The sequence below is a fragment of the Streptomyces sp. sk2.1 genome (assembly GCF_008120935.1).
GTDB lineage: Bacteria > Actinomycetota > Actinomycetes > Streptomycetales > Streptomycetaceae > Streptomyces.
Genome location: NZ_RDBO01000175.1, coordinates 1 through 2,917, shown reverse-complemented (window position 1 = coordinate 2,917; position 2,917 = coordinate 1). Strand labels below are relative to the sequence as shown.

The following is a 2,917-nucleotide window of genomic DNA, read 5'->3' as shown; positions in this document are numbered from 1 at the left end:
CGTTGGAGGTGAATGCTCTGACGTTGGACGGTGTGGATGGTTCGGTGTTGTCGGCGGTGTGGGCGTGGCCGGGTGGTTTGTTCGGTGAGGGTGAGGTGGAGGGTCTTGCCCGTGCGTGGGTGGAGGTCCTGGAGTCGTTGGTGGTTGCGGCGGGTGAGCCGGGTGCGGGTGGTCTGACGCCGTCGGACGTCGGGTTGGTGGAGGTGACGCAGGGCGAGATCGAGGTGCTGGAGAGCGCGTATCCGGGGCTCGTCGACGTCCTCCCGCTCTCCCCGCTCCAGGAAGGACTCCACTTCCACACCGTCTACGGCGGTGAGTCCGACGCCCCCGACCTCTACGCCATCCAGCTCGTCTTCGACCTGGAGGGCGACTTCGACGCCACGGCCATGCGCGCCGCGGCCCGGACCCTGCTGGAGCGCCGGCCCAACCTGCGGGCGGCCTTCGTCCACCAGGAATCCGGCCGTCCGGTCCAGGTGATCCCCGCATCCGCGGAGGTGCCGTGGCAGGACGTCGACCTGACCGGGTACGACGAGGCCGACCGCGAGGCGGAGGCCGCCCGGGTCCTCGACGAGGACCGGGCCCGCCGCTTCGACCCGGCCGCCCCGCCGCTCCTGCGCTTCACCGCCATCCGGCTCGGCGACCGCCGCCACCGGCTCGTGCTGACCAACCACCACCTCCTGTGGGACGGCTGGTCGGTGCCCATCGCCGTACGCGAACTGTTCGAGCTGTACGCGCACCGGGGCGACGGCTTCGCGCTGCCCGAGCCCCCGCAGTTCCGCGACCACCTGGAATGGCTCTCCCGGCAGGACCGCGCCGCGGCCGGCACGGCATGGCGCGAGGCCCTGGCCGGACTCGACGAGCCCACCCTGCTCGCGCCCGCCGGGTCCGGGGACCTGCCGACGACACCGGAGCGGCACTCCGTCCGGCTGTCCGAGGAGCTCACCGCGACCCTGCACGCCTGGGCGAGGTCGCGCGGACTCACCGTGAACACGCTCCTCCAGGGGGCGTGGGCCCTGCTGCTGGCCCGGCTCACCGGCCGCGACGACGTCGTCTTCGGCGCCACCGTCTCCGGCCGCCCGGCCGACCTGCCGGGGGCCGAGGGCATGGTGGGCCTGTTCAGCAACACCCTGCCCGTACGCCTGGTCCTGGACCCGGCCGAGCCGCTGGCGGACCTGCTCGCCCGGCTGCAGGACGAACAGGCCGGCCTCATGGAGCACCAGCACGTCGGCCTCTCCGAGGTCACCGCGTCGACCGGACTCGGCGAACTCTTCGACACCCTGCTGGTCTTCGAGAACTACCCGCTGGACCCGGGCGTCCTCGACCTGCCCGGCACCGGTCTGCGCGCCGTCGACGCCCGGGTCAGGGACGCGGCGCACTACCCGCTCTCGCTGGCCGTCGTCCCCGGCACCCGCCTGGAGCTGCGCTTCGACCACCGGCCGGACGCGTTCACCGCGGCCGGGACCGAGCTGCTCGGGGCCCGGCTGCGCGGACTGCTCGAACTGATCGTGACGGAGCCCGGGCGGCCGGTCGGCCGGGTCGGCGTCATCACCGCCGAGGAGACGGACCGGCTGCGGACCGAGTGGGACAGCACCACCCGTGACGTGCGGTTCGACGTCTTCCCCGAGCTGTTCCAGGCGCAGGCGGCCCGTACGCCGGACGCCACGGCCGTGGTGTACGACGAGACGGAGGGGCCCTCGACCGATCTCACCTACGCCGAGCTGGACGAGCGGGCCAACCACCTCGCCCACCTGCTCATCGCGCGGAACATCGGCCCCGAGTCCGTCGTGGGTCTGCTGCTGCCCCGCTCCATCGACCAGGTGGTGGCCGTCCTCGCCGTCTCCAAGGCGGGCGGCGCCTTCCTGCCCATCGACCCGGAGTACCCGGCCGAGCGGATCGCGTACGTGATCGGCGACGCCCGGCCCGCGCTGCTGCTGGTCGACCGGGACACCGCCCACCGGCTGCCGGAGATCGGCACCGGCACGGCCGCCCTGGTCCTCGGCGGCGACATCGCCCCCGAGCGCCCCGGCCACAGTCCCACGGACGCGGACCGGCACGCCCCGCTGACGTTGGACAGCCCGGCGTACGTCATCTACACCTCCGGCTCCACCGGCAACCCCAAGGGCGTGCTGGTGACCCACCGGGGGGTGGCCAACCTCGCGGGCAGCCAGATCGAGCGGTTCGCCGTGCACGAGGGGAGCCGGATCCTCCAGTTCGCCTCGCCGAGCTTCGACGCGGCCTTCTCCGAGCTGTGCCTGGCCCTGCTGTCCGGCTCGGCGCTCGTCCTGGCACCGGCCGACCGGCTGCTGCCGGGCCGGTCCCTCACCGAGCTGACCCACCGCCGGCGGGTCACCCACGCGACCATCCCGCCCGCCGCCCTCGCCGCGCTGGACGAGGACGGCCTGCCGCCGGGCATGGTGCTGACCGTGGCCGGCGAGGCGTGCTCCCCGACGCTCGTCGAGCGGTGGTCGCGGGACCGCCGGATGATCAACGCCTACGGCCCGACGGAGACCACCGTCTGCGCCACCATGAGCGACCCGCTCTCCGCCGACGGCTCCCCGTCCGTCCCGCCGATCGGTCGTGCGGTGTGGAACACGCGGGTGTATGTGTTGGATGGTGCGTTGGGGTTGGTGGCTCCGGGTGTTGCGGGTGAGTTGTATGTGTCGGGTGTGGGGTTGGCGCGTGGGTATGTGGGGCGTGCGGGTCTGACGGGTTCGCGGTTTGTGGCGGATCCGTATGGTCCGGCTGGTTCGCGGATGTATCGCACGGGTGATGTGGTGCGGTTGTTGGCGGATGGTCAGGTGGAGTTCGTGGGTCGTGCCGATGATCAGGTGAAGATTCGGGGTTTCCGGGTCGAGCCGGGTGAGGTGTCGGCTGTGGTGGCTGGTTGTGCGGGGGTTGCGCAGGCGGCTGTGGTGGT

Annotated in this window: 1 protein-coding gene; it reads left to right on the top strand. The window is 72.6% G+C overall.

Going from position 1 to position 2,917, the window contains the following annotated elements; translation table 11 throughout:
- Positions 1-95: 95 nt before the first annotated feature.
- Positions 96-2,917 (top strand): amino acid adenylation domain-containing protein (locus EAO76_RS41980; protein WP_187439027.1); only part of this gene is annotated, 2,822 nt, incomplete at its 3' end.